Source organism: Botrimarina sp., assembly GCF_040219535.1.
Classification (GTDB): domain Bacteria; phylum Planctomycetota; class Planctomycetia; order Pirellulales; family Lacipirellulaceae; genus Botrimarina.
The window spans coordinates 1-17,593 of sequence record NZ_JAVJSH010000016.1; the positions used below are offsets into that span (position 1 = coordinate 1).

Consider the following 17,593-nt stretch of genomic DNA (forward strand, 5'->3'; position numbering starts at 1 on the left):
AAACGCGACAGTCTGAAAATCGTGTTTGTCCGCAAAAACGTTGCAAAACGGGGGTTAAGTCGTTGCGCCCAGGCGACTTAGCGAAGCGTTACACGCCGACCCCCAACTGTAACGAAACCCCTCGCCGGCCGACGCGCAAGGGCGGGCCGAAACCCGGCGGCCGAAACCCGGCGATTGTCGCACGCCCGGTTTGTGGCAGGTGGGAATTAGCCACCGAGGGGCGGCCGCGCGCGGCTCGTCCGATGCGAGCGAACGCTCACCTGCAAATGCCGGCTACCGCGAATCGCGATCGCGCGGCCCGTTTCGGCAGAGCAGCTACGCGTTGCCTCCGGGTGAGTCTCGCCGAGGTGATGTCCACCGAGGGGAGCTAGGCAGCCACTTCCTGGATTTCCCAGCAGTCTTCCGAAACTGCCGGAGTTGTCCCTGCTGCCAGGAGACCGCTGCGAATTCGCAGCCGGGCTAAGCCGCCGGTGTTGGTCCAACCGACGGCACTTGGCTGAAGCCGGAAGCAACCGAGGTGAAGTCCATCGCGGGGAGTTGGGTGCCCGCTGCCTGAACCTCGCAGCAGTGTTCGGAAACTGCGGGAGGTGTCAAGGTGTCACTGCTGCCAGGAGGCCTTCAGCCGAGACGACGCAAAATGCTTCCGCCACGGAGCAAAGTCGACTATTCTCGCTCACCTAGCCGCTCTTCCTACTTCGCCGCCTTCGCCTGCGCGAACACCCCTTACTCAACCTATACTCTCTGACCTCTGGTTTGGTGGAGCCTGGCAGCAGAGGCCGCCGATCAGCCGTGCTTTGTAACGCGACCACCTAGTAGTCCCGGATCTTCGCTATGATCACATTACGTTCGCGTTCTGCCCTCGGTTGGATAGGCTTGGCCCCACTCGTTGCAATCGTTGTCGCGACGCTAGCGGAGGCCCAACAGACCGACTACGAAGTGCCGGTCAATCGGCGGGACCTGCCGATTGCCGCGCCATGGCAGCCGCCGATCCACACGCTCGACGCCCGCGACGCCAAGGCGCCCCCCGTCTTCGAGGTAAAGGCGCCGAAGAAGGCCCCGAACGTGATGATCATCCTCATCGACGATCTCGGCTTTGGCGGCACCAGCGCGTTCGGGGGCGTAACCCAGACCCCCTCGTTCGACCGCCTGGCGAAGAATGGGCTGATGTACAACCAGTTTCACTCGACGGCGCTCTGCTCGCCGACGCGGCAAGCAATGCTGACCGGCCGTAACCACCACAGCGTCAACATGGGGTCGATCACCGAGATCGCCACCTCGTTCCCAGGGCAGACCGGCAAGCTCCCGGAGAGCTGCGCGAAGCTCCCCGAGACGCTTCGGCTGAACGGCTACAGCACGGCCCACTTCGGCAAGTGCCACGAGGTAGCTGCCTGGGAGATCAGCCCCTCGGGCCCGCTCACCCGCTGGCCGACCCTCTCCGGGTTCGACAAGTTCTACGGCTTCCTGGGCGGGGAGACCAACCAGTGGTCGCCCGCTATCTACGACGGCGTCACCCCGGTCGAGGACCCGGCCAACGGCGACCCGGACTACCACTTCATGAACGACATGACCACCCAAGCGATCAACTGGGTGCGCTCGCAACAGTCGCTCACGCCTGACAAGCCGTTCTTCGTGTACTTCGCCCCCGGCGCGACGCACGCGCCGCACCATGTTCCTCAGTCGTACATCGACAAGCACAAGGGAGAGTTCGACGATGGGTGGGACGTGATCCGCAAACGGATCTACGAGAACCAGAAGCGTTTGGGCGTGATCCCGGCCGACACCAAGCTGGCCGACAAGCCGAAGGACATCAAGGACTGGGACGACCTCTCCGACGACGAGCGGAAGCTGTTCGCGCGGCAGGCGGAGGTGTTCGCCGCTTTCCTCGACATGACCGACGCCGAAATCGGTCGGCTGATCGCTGCGATCGAGGAGATGGGCGAGCTGGACAACACGCTGATCGTGTTCATGGCCGGCGACAACGGCACGAGCGCCGAAGGGGGGATGATCGGCATGTACAACGAGATGACCTACTTCAACGGCGTCGAGGAGACGGTCCCGGACATGCTCGAGCACTACGACGAGTGGGGCGGCCCCAGCACCTACCCCCACATGGCAGCCGGGTGGGCGGTCTGCTTCGACTCGCCGTTCATGTGGACCAAGCAGGTGCCGGCCAACTACGGCGGCACGCGGCAGGGGACCGTCGTCCACTGGCCAAACGGTATCAAAGCCAAGGGCGAGCTGCGCGAGCAGTGGCACCATGTGATCGACATCGCTCCGACGATCCTCGAAGCGGCCGGCCTCCCCGAACCACGTACCGTGAACGGCGTCGGCCAGCGGCCGATGGAGGGGGTGAGCATGGTCTACTCGTTCGACGACGCCGAGGCCGCCGACCGCCACCTGGTGCAGTACTTCGAGATCATGGGCAACCGTGGCTTGTACTACGACGGCTGGTTCGCCGGCACCGTGCACATGTTCCCGTGGGCGCCGCCGCGCAACACATTCGAGAATGACGAGTGGGAGCTGTACCATGTCGCCGAGGACTTCAGCATGGCCAATAACCTCGCCGACGAGCACCCCGAGAAGCTCGAAGAACTCAAGGAGATGTTCCTCTCCGAGGCCCTCAAGTACAAAGTGCTGCCGCTCGACGACCGCCGCCAGCTCCGCGTCAATGCGAAGCTGGCCGGCAGGCCGACGCTGATGGGCGACCGCAAGTCGCTCACCGTCTACGAGGGCCTCGGCTTCCTGCCGGAGAACGATTTCATCGACACCAAGAACACGTCGTTCGAGATCGTCGCCCAGATCGACAACACGGGCGGCGACGCCGAGGGCGTTATCGTCAGCCAGGGCGGCCGCTTCGGCGGTTGGAGCCTGTACGTTCACCAGGGCAAACCGGTCTACACGTACAACTTCCTCGGCCTCGACTCGTACTCGGTTACCTCCGACGAGGCCCTGCCGAAGAAGCATTCAACCATCAAGCTCGAGTTCGACTACGACGGGCAGTCGTCCGACGGCAAGCCGAAGCTCGGCGCGGGGGGCACGGCTACGCTCCTGATCGATAGCAAGAAGGTCGGATCGGGCAAGGTCGAAAAGACCCAATTCGCGATCTGGTCTGCCGACGAGACCGCCAACGTGGGCGTCGACCGGGAGACGCCTGTCTCGTCCGACTACGACGAGCACTCGAGCCGCTTCACAGGGAAGATCGACAAGGTCACGATCACTCTCAAGTAGGGCCGTGGCTAAGCCGTAGTGCGTCACGGCCGGCCTCAGCCGTTTGGAGTGTCATCCGTGACGATCTTGTCCGATGTCGTCGAGGCTGCTGCGGCCTGGCTCGCGGCGTGATTCGCCGAAACCGTTCGCCGCTGAGGGTGCCTCAGCCGCGGCGCCGAAGAGCAAGGCCAAGTTTGCTGAGGTCGTGACGACCTCAGAGGATACGCAGCCTCCGACTGGGGAACGCTGAGCCAGTTTCTGGGTTCGCTAGGCCAGTCCGCGCCGCCGCTCACCTCGGCGGGTTGGGCTCGGTCGCTTCGGCGGGCGACGGGCGGAGCCAGCGGGCCAGGGGCAACCGCAGCCGCTGCACCTCGGCCGCGGCGAGGGCGGCGACTTGGCGGGCGCCCTCTTCGGAGTAGTGCGTGTCGTCGCCGGGGAAGTGGAAACGCTTGGAGCCTTCGACGCCGGCTTCCGATTCCATCTGGCGAGTGAGCTTGTGCAGGTCGAGCAGCGGCACGCGCTCTTCCGCGGCGACGGCCCGCGCGGCGGCCGGGTAGTCGCCGAGCGTGTCCTCGAACCCGCCGCTGTCGCTCCAGCGGCGGCGGACCACCGGCGTGGCGATGACCGGGCGAGCCGACGCCGCGCGGGCGCCGCGGACGAAGCGCCGCAGGTTGTCGCGGTAGGCGCCGCTGGGGTCGGCGTACCGCTCGGTCCCGGCTTTCTGGTCGTTGTGGCCGAACTGGATGATCAACCAATCCCCCGGCCGCAACGCGTCGCGCACCGTCGACCAGCGCCCCTCGTCGATGAAGGACCGGCTGCTGCGGCCGTTCCGCGCGTGGTTCGCGACTTCGGCAGGCGCGACTACGAACTCCGGCAGGAGCTGGCCCCAGCCGCGCTCGGGCCCGTCGCGGTCCGGCTTGTCGGACATCGTCGAGTCGCCGATCAGGTGGATCGTCGGCGCGGCGGCCGGCTCGGCCGCGCGGAGCACGCCGGTTACGGCGGCGATAACGAGCAGGTTGAGGAACGGTCGGCGTTTCATCGCAGGCGAAGGCTCCGTTTGTCGTCGGTCGCCGATCCTGCGACGAGCCGTTGCGGCCGGCGTAATCGGCGTCTGGAGACGCCTCCCACAGATTGGGGCGGCTCCGACAGGACGGGGGCGGCTCCGACCGATTCGGGAGAGCCCGACCGGTTCGGGAGAGCCCGGCAGGTTCGGGGCCGCCTCTTAGTCTGGTTCGCGCTTGCTCTGCGGCAAGGTGTCGGTGGCCAGGTAAATCGCGCCGTTCTGTTTGGAAGAGAAGTAAACCTCGCCGGACGGGCCGACGCCGATCCGCACGTCGGTGCGGGGCGTGGCGAGCAGGTCGACGAAGCCGTCGAACACCTGGGGCGGTGTTGTCGGGTCGAGGTCGTGGTCGAGCCACAGCCGGACCTTGCTCACGGCGGCTTGGCGTAGCCGGTCGCTCTCACTCGGTGGGCTATCGGGGTCGCCGAGAGTCGTGACGGCCGAGAGCATGTCGTCCAGGTCGCAGGCGAAGACCTCTCCCTCCCGGACCGACGCGCCGCGGACCGTTGAGAAATCGGTGAACAGGAACTGGTTGTGCAGCTGGCGGTTGCGCCGGCTTCGCACGACCGCTCCGGTGGCGATCGCGTTGCCCGACGAGGGGACGCCGCGCGGCGCGTCGTGGTCGTACTGGGCGACCGGGTAGCGGTAGCGGCCGGCCGGTTCGTCGTCGGGGATCGGCGACACGCCGGTCAGGTACCCCGCGTTCTCCGAGCCGGGCGGCGCCTGCCGGTGGGCGAACGTGCCCTCGCGCTCGGGCCAGCCGTAGTTGCCGCCCGGGACGACGAGGTCGACCTCTTCGATGTTGTTCCGGCCGATGTCGCCGACCAGCAGATGGACCGCGTTCGAGCTGTCGCGGTGGAAGGAAAAAGTGTGGGGGTTGCGGAAGCCGTACGCGTAGATCTCGCGCAGCGCGCGGGCGTCGGGCGCGTCGGCGAACGGGTTGCTGGCCGGGACGCCGTAGGGCGCCGAGTCGGTTTCTAGTGGGTCGATCCGCAGCATCTTGCCCAGCGCGTTGTCGAGGTGCTGGGCGTCGTCGTCGGGCGAGTGCTTGACGTTCGAGTCGCCGTGCGTGACGTAGAGCAGCCCGTAGTCGTCGCCGTCGGGCTCCGCGTGCGGGTTGAACTGCGCGAGTTTGATCGGGTGGTCGTACTCGGGCATCTGCACCCGGAACAGCTCGCGGCGCGAGGCGGGCTCGACCTCACCTGACTCGTGGTCGTAGGTCCACTCGGCTAGCACGCCGTCGATCGATTCGCCGCCCAGGTCGTCGGGCCCCAGGTAGCGGTGGGCGCCCGTGTCGTCGGGGCGCTCTTCGAGGTACGTGGTGTAGAGCTTGCCGTAGCCGCGGGAGGACGGGTCGTCGAAGCCGGGGTGGAACGCCAGCGATTGCAGGCCGCGCTGGCCACGGCCGTCGAAGACGAACCGCCGGCCGGTGGCCGACTCGACCGCTTCGCGCGCGTCGAACCAAGGCTCGGGCTGCGCTGCGCCGTCGGCGCCCGCTGCGAGGGCGAACACGACGCCGTTCTCGGTCACCACGTGCAAGCGATCGCCGCCGGGCCGCGTGGTCATCTGGATGATGTTGCGCGTCGACTCGGGCAGCCGGGCGTAGGGACGCAGGGCGAGGTGGAAACCCGCGAAGTCGATCGAGTCGTTGAGTAGATCGTCGCTGCGGGTCGCTTTGGATTGGGCCGGTGCGGCCCCAGGCTGGCCGACAGCCGCAGCGATCAGAAGGTAGAGCAAAGTCCGCGGAGCGAGCATAGTCGAGGTGTTTGCCGGAGGTCGGAGACAAGCGTGTGCGGCGCGCGGGGCGTCACTCGATGCCCCCCGGGTCGTCCTGGCCCTTCGCGCCCGATTCGAGGTACGCGGTGAGCAGGATCTGTGCCGCCAGGGCGTCGAGCCGGGCCTTGCGGCGTTTTTTTGTCAGGTTGGCGGCGAGCAGGTGCTCTTCGGCTTGGGCGGACGTGTAGCGCTCGTCGAAGAAATCGACGCCGACGCCGGTCTTCTCGGCGAGCCACTTGCCGAAGCGCCGCGCCTCGAGCGACTTCTGGCTCTCGCCGCCGTCGAGGTGGACCGGCAGGCCGACGACCCAGCGGACGAGGCGCTCCTCCCTGGCCAGCGTGGCGAAGTGCTCCGCGTCGAGCCGCTCGCTGCGCCGCGTGTAAACCTCCAGCGGCGAGGCCATGCCGACCTCGAGGTCGCCGATCGCCACGCCGATGCGGACCGTGCCGTAGTCGACCCCTCCGATGCGGCCGCGCTGGGGTTCTGGGTTGGACATGGCAATTGCTTCAGCCGACGGCGCTAGCCGCGGGCGGACCCGGGTACCCGGCGCAACCCGCGGCTAGCGCCGACGGCTCGAGAGGCTATAGGTAGGCATCCCAGCCGCGCGATTCGAGCTCCTTCACGACCGCGCGGATCTGCTCCTCGTTGTGCTTGTTGGCGACCAGCGTGGCGTTCTCGGTGTGCACGACGATCAGGTCCTCGCAGCCGAGCGTGACGACCAGGTGGCCGTCGGTCGTGCGGACGATCGTGCCGGTCGTGTCGAGGCCCAGGTGCTCGCCGACGATCGTGTTGCCGGCGTCGTCCGCGCCCAGGCGGCGCGGGAGCGACTGCCAGCCGCCCAGGTCGTCCCACTCGAAGGGCGCCTCGATCACCGCGACGTTCTCCGCGTGCTCCATGACCGCGTAGTCGATCGACACGCCCTCGATGGCGGCGAACTCGCGCTCGAACACGGCCTGAGCGTCGGGCGCGGCCCACGCCTCGACGATCGCTTCGAGGTGGGCGAGCGTGTCGGGCTGGCGCTCGCGGAGCGCGTCGAGGATGGTCGACGCCCGCCAGCAGAAGATGCCGCTGTTCCAGTAGAAGTCGCCGGCGGCGAGGAACTGCTCGGCGGTCGCGGCGTCGGGCTTTTCGCGGAACCGCGCGACGCGGTAGGCGGGCGCGTCGCCGTGGGTTTCTTCGAGCGCGTCGGCGCGTTGGATGTAGCCGAAGATCTCGGCCGGGTAGGTCGGCTTGATGCCGAACGTGACGATCCGCGACGGGTCGGCGTCGACGAGCGCCTCGGCTTGGCGGACCGCGGCTTGGAAGACCTCCGGCGGGGAGATGACGTGGTCGGCCGGCATGACGATCATCGTGCCGTCGGGGTCCTTGCGGGCCTTTGCGACCAACAGCGCGGCCAGCCCGATGCAGGGGGCCGTGTCGCGCTTGCACGGCTCGCCGACGATCGCGGCGGCGGGCAGGTCGGGCAGTTGCTGGGCGACGCCGTCGACCAGCCGCTGGTTGGTGACGACCATCCGCCGCTCGGGCGGCACGACGTCGCCCAGGCGCTCGGCTGTCTGGCGGATCATCGTCTGTTCGCCCACCAGCGAGAGCATCTGCTTGGGCGTGTCGCGGCGGCTGGCGGGCCAGAATCGGGTGCCGGACCCGCCGGCCATGATGATCGCGTGGAGCATTGCAGAGGGCAGCAGGCGGTAGGCAGAGGGCAGTTGAAGTAGCCGGGCCGCGACCGGTAGGGAGCGTCCGGGAGTGAATCCTAGCTTGCTTGGTCGTCCGCACCGACCGGGGCTGTCAGCCGTGACTTCAATTCGGCGACGGCGGCCGCGGGGTTGGCTGCGTCGGTCACGGCTAAGCCGACAGCGACTCGGCAGAGGCCCGCGGCGACCACTTGGTCGACGTTCCTCGGGTCGACTCCCCCGATGGCGAACGCCGGGAGGCTCGTTTCGGCGGCCACTTGGCGGACGAAGTCGAGGCCCGGGAAGGCGTCGAACGCTTTGGTCTTCGACGGAAACGTCGGGCCGACGCCCAGGTAGTCGGCGCCCGCGGCGATCGCCGCTCGGGCTTGGTCGAGCGAGTGGGTCGACACGCCGACCAGCCGGCCGGCGCCGACGACGCGCCGCGCGTCGGCGACCGAGAGCTCTTCTTGGCCGACGTGCACGCCGTCTGCGCCCGCCGCGAGGGCGATGTCGGCCCGGTCGTTGACGACCGACACGGCGCCGCGCTCGCGGCAGATGGCCGCCAGCCGTCGCGCCCGCTGGACCAGCGTGCGGTCGTCGGCCCGTTTGTCGCGAAGCTGCACCACGTCGGCGCCGGCGCCCGTGATCGATTCGACGAGCGACGCGAAGTCCGCTTCACTCGCGCGGCAGCCGACGAGCACGTACAGCCTGGCCCCGCCGAGCCGCTCGGCCGAGCGGCCCGCCGCGCCCAAGGCGGAGGCCAGCGTGTAGGCGTCGTAGCGGAGGAGCTCGAACCGGGCGCCGGTGGCCGGGTCGAGCATCTTGCCGAATTCTTCGAGGCTCCGCAGCGACTCTTGCAGCCGGCCCAGCGAAGCAAGGCACACGTCCCACGCCGAAGCGCGCGACGCCTCGGACGGGGTGGTGATCGTCGTGCCGACGTCGCCGGGCGTGTCGCGCACAGCGAGCCGCGCGGCGATCGGCAACGCGGCGCCGGCCGCCGCGACGCCGTGCCGGAGCTCCTTCGCCCGCCGGCTGAGGCCCGCGTCGTCCAGGACGAAGCGGGCGTAGTCCTCGACGACCCGGGCCCCCTCGGCCGCGCGGTTGAGCGAAGCGTCCATCGCTCTGGCGACACCCGGCGGTGGCTGGCTGCGGGGGGCGTTTGGCATGGGGGTCGTCATCAAACCGAGCGTGGCGGACGGCGCCAATTATTGCGGGCGGGAACGGAAGCGGCGCCGCTCGAGCGGGCCGGCATTGCTACAGAGGTGGGCGACCGGTCGACGCTAGCACGGACCGCCCGGCAGCGGGCGCCCTCCTCAACCGGCGCCCGCAGACGTGTCCGCGGCGCCCGCCGGGCCGCCGATCCTATCACGGCCGCTTCGCGGGCGCCCGTTTCTCCTCGATTCGCGGGTCGCGCGGCGGCGGGGCGCCGATTGGCTGTCGGCAGGGCTGTCGGCAGGGCTGCCAGATTGGCGGATCGGGCGGGCGGCTTGCGCCGCGGCGCGGGCGTCTTCAGGCGGGGGGGGCGACGGCCGATGGCAGGCCCCTCGTGCCTTCGGTGGGGGCTAGCAGCAAGAGTCGTAAACCCTAGCGGGAACAGGGTTTGTCTTGGCTCGGTCAGCCGCCCCCGGTACACTCCGCCGGGCGTCCTCAGCCGGCCTGCCGAGAAAAAACACCGCCGCTTGGCGTTCGCCGCCCCGCTTCGCTCCGCAATTTGCGGCAGAGGGGAGGCGGCGTCGACCGGGCGGCGAGCGAACGCTGAGCCTCGCTCCCAGAGACCTCTCTCCCAGAGAACCGTCGCGTTGTCCCGTCGCCCGCCACCACGCCGAGCGCCCTGGGTCGCTTACCTGTGGCCCGGGTTGCCGCACTTGTGGGTGCGGGGCTCGGCTGCTGGGTTGACGCTCGCGCTGGCGTTTTCGGTTCTAGTGAACGTGTTGGTTTTGGGGACGCTTGTTTGGCCTGCGTGGCTGGAATCGCGGCTTAAGTTTGGGTGTGCCGTCGCCGCGGCCCTCTTGTGGATCGCGGCGGTGCGTGAAACCCGCGGCGAACTGCGTCGGCTCGCCCTAGCCCGTGAACAAGCGGCGAAGTCAGAGCACGACGGCGGCGCGACCGAAGATCCAACCCACAGCGAGCTTAAGAATGACCAGCTGCTGCGGTTAGCCCAGCAGAGCTACCTCCGCGGCGACTGGGTCGCGGCGGAGCAGTCGCTCCGCCAAGCGATCCGCAGCGACCGCGACGACTTCGAATCCCGCCTGTGGTTGGTCAGCGTGTTGCGAGCCGCGGGGCGGACCGACCAGGCCGGCCGGGTGCTGGACCGGGTCGCCACCCGCGACGCGGCGCGCGGTTGGCGACGAGAGATCGAGCAGGAACGCCGGCGACTCCAGCGGCTTGTCAACCAGACGACGGATCCCCAATCTGAATCCCCGCCCCCTCCCGAGGCGATCGACCCTCAACACCCCGAGCGCCACGCCGCCTGAAGGCCCCGCGCCTTAGCGCCGGAGCGAACCAAGGCCTACAATCGGGCGCACAGAGAACACGACCCAACTGGCGACCCGGCGAGAGCCCAGCCCGCCGACCCACCCACCGCGACGAGCACCGGGCTCGCCAACGACCTGGAGAAGAGCATGTACGAACGCTTCACCGACCGCGCCCGCAAGGTGATGCAGCTGGCCAATCAAGAGGCCCAGCGGTTCAACCACGAATACATCGGCACCGAGCACGTGCTGCTCGGCCTGATCAAAGAGGGCAGCGGCGTGGCCGCCAATGTCCTGAAGAACCTGGACGTCGACCTGCGGAAGATCCGCCTCGAGGTGGAGAAGCTGGTCCAGTCGGGGCCGGACATGGTCACGATGGGCAAGCTGCCGCAGACGCCGCGGGCGAAGAAGGTCATCGAGTACTCGATGGAGGAGGCCCGCAACCTGAGCCACAATTACGTCGGCACGGAGCACATCCTGCTGGGCCTGCTGCGTGAGCAAGAGGGGGTGGCGGCGCAGGTGCTGATGAACCTGGGCTTGAAGCTCGAGGAAGTCCGCGACGAGGTGCTGAACCTCCTCGGCCACGGCATCGAAGGGGGCGAGGGGGAGCGGGGCGGCCGCTCCGGCGGCGACGACGACGACGACGAGGGGGCCGAGGGCGGTTCCGGCCGCAGCGGACGGCGTGGCTCGCGGTCGAAGACCCCGGCGCTCGACTCGTTCGGCCGCGACCTCACCGAGCTGGCCAAGCAGAGGAAGCTCGACCCGGTTATCGGCCGCGAGAAAGAGATCGAGCGGGCCATCCAGGTGCTCTGCCGCCGCACCAAGAACAACCCGGTGCTGCTCGGCGAGGCCGGCGTCGGCAAGACGGCGATCGTCGAGGGCTTCGCCCAGCGTGTCGTTGAGGGCAACGTGCCCGAGCTGCTGCTCGACCGCCGCATCGTGGTGCTCGACCTGGCGATGATGGTCGCCGGCACGAAGTACCGCGGCCAGTTCGAGGAGCGGATCAAGGCGGTGATGAACGAGGTCCGCCGCGCGAAGAACACGATCCTGTTCATCGACGAGCTGCACACGCTGGTCGGCGCCGGCGGCGCGGAGGGGGCGATCGACGCGTCGAACGTGCTCAAGCCGGCCCTCGCCCGCGGCGAGATCCAGTGCATCGGCGCCACGACGCTCGACGAGTACCGCAAGTACATCGAGAAGGACTCGGCCCTCGCCCGCCGGTTCCAGGAGGTGATGGTCGAGCCGACCACGCCGGGCGACACCAAGGAGATCCTCCGCGGCCTCCGTGAGCGGTACGAGGAGCACCACCGCGTGCAGATCACCGACGACGCGATCGACGCGGCCGTCGACTACTCGGACCGCTACATCACCGGCCGCTGCCTGCCGGACAAGGCGATCGACGTCATCGACGAGGCCGGCGCCCGCGTGCGGCTCAAGACGATGTCCAAGCCGCCGAACCTCAAGGAGATCGACGAGGAGGTCGAGGCCCTCAACCGCGACAAGGAAGAGGCCGTCGCCAACCAGGACTTCGAGAAGGCCGCCGCGCTGCGCGACCAGGCCGACAAGCTCAAGAAGAAGAAGGCGCAGATCACCAAGGAGTGGCGCGAGAAGTCGCGCGAGAACGGCGGCGTCGTCGACGAGGACGTCATCGCCGAGGTGGTCAGCAAGATGACCGGCATCCCGCTCACCCGCATGAGCACCGAGGACTCGCTCCGCCTGATGAAGATGGAGGACGAGCTCCACAAGAAGGTCATCAGCCAAGACGAGGCCATCAAGGCGATCGCCAAGGCCGTCCGCCGCAGCCGCAGCGGCCTGCAGGACCCGAAGCGCCCGACCGGCACGTTCGTGTTCGCCGGGCCGACCGGCGTCGGCAAGACGCTGCTCGCCAAGGCGCTGGCCGAGTTCATGTTCGGCGACGAGGACGCGCTGATCCAGATCGACATGTCCGAGTACATGGAGAAGCACAACGTCAGCCGCCTGATCGGCGCGCCCCCCGGGTACGTCGGCTACGAGGAGGGGGGCCAGCTCACCGAGCAGATCCGCCGCCGCCCGTACGCGGTCGTGCTGCTGGACGAGATCGAGAAGGCCCACCCGGAGGTCTTCAACATGCTCCTGCAGCTGATGGAAGAGGGCCGCCTGACCGACTCGTTCGGCCGCAACGTCGACTTCCGCAACACGATCGTCATCATGACGACCAACGCGGGCGCCGACGCGATCAAGAACGAGTCCGCGTTCGGCTTCCAGAAGCCCGACGACGACGCCAGCTACGAGGGGATGAAGACCCGCGTGATGGACGAGATCGAGAAGGTCTTCCGGCCGGAGTTCATCAACCGCGTGAACGACGTCATCGTGTTCCGTCACCTGAACGAGGAGAACCTCAAGGAGGTCGTCCACCTCGAGGTGTCCAAGGTGCGCGAGCGGCTCGCCGACAAGGGCTACGAGCTGCAGCTCACCGACGAAGCCAAGGCGTTCCTCGTCAAGAAGGGATCGAACACCGACTACGGCGCCCGCCCGCTGCGTCGCGCGATCGAGACCTTCATCGAGGATCCGCTGGCCGAGGAGCTGCTCAAGGGCGAGTTCGTCGGCAAGGACACGATCCGCGTCGACGTGAAGAGCGTCGGCGACAAGAAGCAGCTGGTCTTCGAAGGGCTCCAAAACAAGGAGCAAGAGCCCGAGCCGGTCGGCGCCGGCGTCGAAGGCGAGGGGCCGGCCGGGGACTGAGCCGACAGACGGGAAGCGCTGTGGCTGCTGGCTTCGACCTTCGGGATCGCCCGGGCTACGCGCGATCGCGCGCGTCCGCCCGCGCAATCGCTAGGTAGCGGTCCACGAACGCGTCGACCGAGAAGTGTTCCACCGCGTGCTCGCGGGCCGTGCGCTGCATCTCCGGCCAGCGGTCGCGTTCGGAGAGCACGCGCCGCAGCGCCGCTTCGTAGGCGGCCGGCGTGGCCGCGTCGACGTGCCAGCCGTTGTACCCGTCCCGGACCGTCTCGGCGGGCCCGCCCAGCGCGTGCACCAAAGGCGGGCGCAGCATCATCATCGCCTCGACGACCGACAGCCCGAACGGTTCGGGGTCGATTCGCGGGTTCACCGCGATGTCGATGGCGTCGTAGTAGCGTTCGGGCTCGGCGGTCCAGCCTGTGAAGTGCAGGCGATCGGAGCAGCCCCTCTCTCCGGCGATCGTCCGCAGGCGCGTGGCGAAGTCCGACTCGGTGGGCCCCCCGACCAGCAACAGGTGCAGGTCGGGGAAGGGCGCCGAGAGGGCGGCGACGGCCCGCAGGAGGGGCTCTTGCCCCTTGGACTCGTGCAGCCGGGCGACCACGCCGACGACCGTCGCCGCTTCCGGGACGCCCAGCTCGTGGCGGCCGATCGGTCGCACGGCGGCGGGGTCGAAGCGGTCGGCGTCGACGCCCAGGTAAACGACCCGGTCGTCGAGCCCCGTTCCTAGGGTGCGGCCCGTGTAGCGGCTGTTCGGCAGCGGAGAGACCGCGCACCGGCGGCAGAGGCCCCGGTAGTACCGTGCGTTGATCCCCAAGGGCCAACGCGAGCCCACCTCGTTGGGCATGATCCAGTAGCAGGGGACGCGCCCGGCCTGAGCCACTCGACCGGCCACGGCGATCTCGTTCGGCCACTGCACGACGTACGCCGAAGGGCGCGTCCCACCCAACGCTCCGGCGAGCGCGGTCGACACACGGCGCGCCCACGCGCGGTTGCTGAGGAGGGCCGTCGCGACGCTGCCGACGCCCCCGGCGTAGCCACGCGGCTCTCCGACGCCGAGCACGAGGACCCGCACGCCGAGGGCGCGGCACTCCGCGGCCAGGGGGCCCTCGCGCCAGCAGGCGACCGTGGGCGCGCCGCCCCGCTTCAGCAGGCCGCCGGCGAGCGAGCGCACGACGGTCCCGACGCCGTACTCCTCGTCGCCGTGGGCGAAGAAGCACGGCGACAGGCAGTCGTCGGGCCGAGCGGGCAGCGGCTCATCCGTTTGGGTGGGATTGTCCAACACGCTTCCTCACTGCCGTTCGGCCTGGGCGCCCGCGAAGCGTTTGGCGACTTCTATCAACCGGACGTACTTGATCGCAAAGACCACCCCGACAACGCCGGTCGCTTGCCGCAACGAGTAGCCCCGCTGGCGGAGTTGCTTGACGGCGTCGCGGCTTTCCCCCACCGGGGGCGAAGCGATCCTCCAGAGGTTGCGGGTCAGCCGCCCGATCGATTTGTTGCCGGACTTCTCGTGGAACTTGTCGACGTGCCCCCCCATGTGTCGGCGGGCTTGTCTCAGCAAGTCGCCGAGCGCGCGCCGCGCCGGGTGGCGGACGACCGCCTCGGGGGCGTACACGACCGGGCGTCCGCTGTCGGCCACCCGGCGGCCCCACTCGAAGTCGCCCCCGGACTTGAGGTTCGGGTTGAACAGCCCGACGGCGTCGAACACCTCGCGGGTGGTGAACATGTTGGCCGTGGCGGCGAACCGGAACGAGCCAACGTTCACTTCTTGCCTCAGGCCGTAGAGCATGTCGTAGAGTTCCGCGGCGGTCGGCGCCGCGCCGTCGGCCGGGAAGACCTGGATGGCGCCCCCCACCTGCCCGGGGGCGGGGCCGCGTGTCACGCGCGCGACGCCGGCCTCCAGCCAGCCCGGCTCGGGCAGGCAATCCGAGTCGGTGAAGGCGAGAACGCGGCCGCTGGCGACCTCCAGGCCGCGGTTCCGCGAAGCGTAGGAGCCGGCGCGTGTCTCGCTGGTGAAGCGGCAGAACGGGTAACCCTCGACCAGCTCGCGCGGCGGGGAGGTCGAATTGTTGTCGACAACGATCACCTCGAACGCGTCGGACGGCAGGGTCTGCCGCGACAGCGCGTCGAGGCACAGCCGCAACCGCGGCGCGTCGTTGTAGTGCGGGATGATTACCGACGCCGTTTTCATGTCGTCAGACGGTCGGGCTCGCTGCGGGGCGATCGCGTCGCTTCTGGTGCGCCGGCGGGTTTAGTTCAGGCCGATGGTCTGGGCCACTTCCCGCCACATCTTCTCGTTCGACTCCCTCGCCTCGGCCTTCTTGTTCAGAATCGTTTGTTCGACCTCTCGGCGCTGGGTTTCGTCGGTGAGGCGATCGATGTGGGGGATCGTGCAATCGGCTCCCTCGTTGTGCTGGCAGCAGAACTCGGCCACCCCAAAGTCTTGCGTGAGGGTCTCGTACTTGTGCGCCCAACCCAGGGCGATCACCGGCGTGCCGCTAGAGAGGCTCGACACCAGCGCGTGGAACCGTGAGCCGATGACCATCGTGGCGTCGCGCAGGAAGCCCTTGATCCGCTGAGGGTCTTTCTCGACGAGGACCCGCTCAGCGGGGAGGCCGGCGGCCTGGGCGATCTGCTCGCCCATGGCGAGGTCGGCCGGGCCGTTGTCGTGGACCACGACCCAGGGTTCGATGCCGTGGCGCTGCAGCCGACCGGCCGCCCGCACCATCGCTTCGAGGTACGTGTCGCCCCAGGTCTGTGAAGCGTGCCGCGTCATCTGAGCGTTGGGGACGAGGCACGCGTACGGCGCCTCGGGGCGGACCGGCGGGGGGAGCGGGTCGACCCAGATCGTGATGTCGGGCGACAGCCGGATCCTGTCCGCGTCGTTCGGCTGGCCGAGCGACCGCAACGCACGCAGCGACTCCTCCTCTCGGGCGTACAGGAGGTTGGCGCCGCGGAAGATCGGCTCGAACGCCGCGCGTTTTGCGGGGTCCTCGAACGGGCCGAACATCTGGGGCAGCAGCACGACGGGCTTGCCGCGCCGGCGGTAGTCGCTCACGCGGGCGGCGGCGGCGGCCATGATCGGCGCGGGCCACTTGTCGCCGTACGCGTAGCCGGAGATGTCGAGCAGCGCGTCGACGTCGCAGCGGCGGACCAAGCCGAGCTGCTCGTTGTACGCCCGGCTGAGGCCGTGGCTCATCAGCGAGTAGGCCCCGACGAGCCTCGTCTTGCGGGGGCTCCTCTCGCCGACGGGCGGCACGAGGGTGCGTAGGCCGTGCGAGCCGCGGTCTTCGACCGTCGACCGGCCCAGGTCGACAGCGCAGACCGTGTCCGGCGCCAGCTCGCGCAGTCGCTGCACGGTGGCGAGCAGCATCAGCTGCGCCCCGCGGTTGTCGAAGCCGGCGCCGTAGATTTGAACGATCATTCGGTCTGTTGCGGGGGGTCTCGGTAGCGCCGGATCTCGTTGAGCGACTTCTTCTGCGAGAAGGGAACGTTCCCTTCGGGGTCGGCGTACCCGAGCGACATGCACATGATCGGGCGGTGGTGCCGCGGCAGGTCGAGCGCCTCGGCCATCTGTCGCTCCAGCTGGGGGATGTCTGGCCAGTTGATGCAACAAGAACTGACCCCCTGGACCTCCAGGGCGAACTGCAGGGCCATCGCCGCCAAGCCGCCGTCGACGTAGATCACGTGCCGGTCGCGCTCGCTGAAGTAGGCCGACAGGTCGCCCACGATGACGATCAGGCAGGGGAAGTTCTGCGAGAACCCGGCGGTGCCCATCGGGATGGACCCGATCCGCGCCGCGTTGCGGGGGTCGTCGAAGATGTGGAACAGGAAGGGTTGTCGATTGCACGCGCTGGGCGACAGCTTGGCCACGTCGATGGCCCGGTCGATCAGCTCGCGTGGAACGGGCTTGTCTAGATACCATCGGACGCTGCGGCGCCGGACCGCCAGCTGCAGCATCGCGTCGTAGTCGGCCTTGAGCGTGTCGGTGTCGCGTCGGTAGGGGACGAGCCGGCGCGCGTCCTCGGGCCGGTGAGCCCTGGGGACCGCTTCGAACCGGGTGCGGGCGGCGTCGACGGTCTCGTCGGCGCCGACCACCGAGAAGTACTCGGTGAGCACGTCGGTCGCCCAATCGACGAGCGTCGGGTCGGGCGCGGGCGAAGAGCACACGGCCCGGTAGGCGTCGACCGCCTCGTCGATGTACCCGGTGGCGAACACGTCGCGACGGGGCCGCATGATCAGCCCCTTCTCGAGCCGGTGCGTGTTGCGTCGCAACGTGTACTCGGCCCCCTCCGCCCCCGTTCGTCGGCCCCGGGTGTGCTCTAGCTTGCCTTGAAGAACCGCGCGGTGCTCGCGGCGAAACTGCGACGACACGCAGTAGTAGAGGTCGGCCAACCACGGCCAGCGGACACAGGCCGCCCAGACGCGGGTCATCACCGGGTCAGAAAGCAGCCACCGCTTGACCTTCCGCAAGGGGTAGAGAAGGAGAGACTTCACAATTGCGGCGGCGGACCGGTCGTGGGGCGGGGCGGTGTGGGGCAGGGGTCTTCTAGTTTCGTTTAGCCGGCGCGATCGGGCAAGGTTTGCCGGCCGCTGCAAGGAGCGGGTCGCGACAGCCCACGCCGGGACAACCGCTAAAACGGGCCCGATCGTATGACGGACCCCGGTAACCGGGATTCAACCGTCGGCGG

At 68.8% G+C, this 17,593-nt stretch carries 12 protein-coding genes; 3 read left to right on the forward strand and 9 right to left on the reverse strand.

Going from position 1 to position 17,593, the window contains the following annotated elements:
• The first annotated feature begins 873 nt into the window (after nt 1–873).
• Nucleotides 874–3,228 carry an arylsulfatase gene (locus tag RIC11_RS07990; protein ID WP_350210079.1) on the forward strand — a complete coding sequence of 785 codons (2,355 nt, stop codon included), beginning with the start codon at nt 874–876 and terminating at the stop codon, nt 3,226–3,228.
• Between the two features lie 268 nt (nt 3,229–3,496).
• Here RIC11_RS07990 and RIC11_RS07995 read toward each other — a convergent pair whose 3' ends face one another.
• The 5 genes from RIC11_RS07995 to RIC11_RS08015 form a co-directional block, all read right to left on the reverse strand.
• The gene (locus RIC11_RS07995) at nt 3,497–4,246 is read right to left on the reverse strand and encodes a rhamnogalacturonan acetylesterase (protein ID WP_350210081.1); all 750 of its coding nucleotides are present in this window, start codon (nt 4,244–4,246) and stop codon (nt 3,497–3,499) included.
• Nucleotides 4,247–4,429: 183 nt separating this feature from the next.
• Nucleotides 4,430–6,022: a PQQ-dependent sugar dehydrogenase gene (locus RIC11_RS08000; protein ID WP_350210083.1), complete on the reverse strand. Its 1,593-nt coding sequence runs from the start codon at nt 6,020–6,022 to the stop codon at nt 4,430–4,432.
• Nucleotides 6,023–6,074: 52 nt separating this feature from the next.
• Entirely contained in the window at nt 6,075–6,539 is a 465-nt protein-coding gene (gene ruvX, locus RIC11_RS08005; RefSeq protein ID WP_350210085.1) for a Holliday junction resolvase RuvX, read from the reverse strand.
• 85 nt (nt 6,540–6,624) lie between these two features.
• Nucleotides 6,625–7,713: a mannose-1-phosphate guanylyltransferase gene (locus RIC11_RS08010; RefSeq protein ID WP_350210086.1), complete on the reverse strand. Its 1,089-nt coding sequence runs from the start codon at nt 7,711–7,713 to the stop codon at nt 6,625–6,627.
• A gap of 80 nt (nt 7,714–7,793) precedes the next feature.
• A complete protein-coding gene (locus tag RIC11_RS08015; RefSeq protein WP_350210088.1) occupies nt 7,794–8,879 on the reverse strand; it encodes a thiamine phosphate synthase in 1,086 nt (361 codons plus the stop codon).
• A gap of 858 nt (nt 8,880–9,737) precedes the next feature.
• Between RIC11_RS08015 and RIC11_RS08020 the strand changes: the two genes are divergently transcribed.
• Nucleotides 9,738–10,187: a tetratricopeptide repeat protein gene (locus tag RIC11_RS08020; RefSeq protein ID WP_350210090.1), complete on the forward strand. Its 450-nt coding sequence runs from the start codon at nt 9,738–9,740 to the stop codon at nt 10,185–10,187.
• A gap of 147 nt (nt 10,188–10,334) precedes the next feature.
• Entirely contained in the window at nt 10,335–12,905 is a 2,571-nt protein-coding gene (locus RIC11_RS08025; RefSeq protein ID WP_350210092.1) for an ATP-dependent Clp protease ATP-binding subunit, read from the forward strand.
• Nucleotides 12,906–12,960: 55 nt separating this feature from the next.
• Here the strand turns inward: RIC11_RS08025 and RIC11_RS08030 are convergent, their stop codons facing one another.
• Genes RIC11_RS08030 through RIC11_RS08045 form a run of 4 tightly spaced genes read right to left on the reverse strand, consistent with a single transcriptional unit; the run spans nt 12,961 to nt 17,399 of the window.
• Nucleotides 12,961–14,181 (reverse strand): glycosyltransferase family 4 protein, encoded by a 1,221-nt coding sequence (locus tag RIC11_RS08030; protein ID WP_350210094.1) that lies wholly within the window; start codon nt 14,179–14,181, stop codon nt 12,961–12,963.
• 9 nt (nt 14,182–14,190) lie between these two features.
• On the reverse strand, nt 14,191–15,093 hold the full coding sequence (locus RIC11_RS08035; RefSeq protein ID WP_350210096.1) for a glycosyltransferase family 2 protein: 903 nt from the start codon (nt 15,091–15,093) through the stop codon (nt 14,191–14,193).
• A gap of 60 nt (nt 15,094–15,153) precedes the next feature.
• Nucleotides 15,154–16,326 carry a polysaccharide pyruvyl transferase family protein gene (locus tag RIC11_RS08040; RefSeq protein WP_350210098.1) on the reverse strand — a complete coding sequence of 391 codons (1,173 nt, stop codon included), beginning with the start codon at nt 16,324–16,326 and terminating at the stop codon, nt 15,154–15,156.
• Nucleotides 16,323–17,399 (reverse strand): nitroreductase family protein, encoded by a 1,077-nt coding sequence (locus tag RIC11_RS08045; RefSeq protein WP_350210100.1) that lies wholly within the window; start codon nt 17,397–17,399, stop codon nt 16,323–16,325. The genes RIC11_RS08040 and RIC11_RS08045 overlap by 4 nt, the downstream gene beginning before the upstream one ends.
• Nucleotides 17,400–17,593 lie beyond the last annotated feature (194 nt).